Annotated in this window: 1 protein-coding gene; it reads left to right on the plus strand. The window is 62.4% G+C overall.

Annotated elements, in window-relative coordinates; translation table 11 throughout:
• On the plus strand, positions 1–311 hold a 311-nt coding region (locus NR112_RS22330; protein ID WP_306217600.1), incomplete at both ends, for a citrate/2-methylcitrate synthase.

The raw sequence follows: 311 nt of genomic DNA on the forward strand, positions 1-311 counted from the left end.
CCACGACCAGATCACCCATCTGTTCCGTGGCTTCCGTCGCGACTCGCACCCGATGGCGGTGCTGTGCGGCGTGACCGGTGCGCTGGCGGCGTTCTACCACGATGCGCTGGACGTCAACAACGAACGTCACCGCGAAATCACCGCGTTCCGCCTGCTGTCCAAAATGCCGACCGTGGCCGCGATGTGCTACAAATACTCCCTGGGCCAGCCGTTCGTTTACCCGCGCAACGATCTGTCCTATGCCGGCAACTTCCTGCACATGATGTTCGCCACCCCGTGCGAAGAGTACGTGGTGAACCCGGTGCTGGAAC

This window comes from Terrabacter sp. Ter38, from assembly GCF_024519435.1.
Taxonomy (GTDB): Bacteria; Actinomycetota; Actinomycetes; order Actinomycetales; family Dermatophilaceae; genus Terrabacter.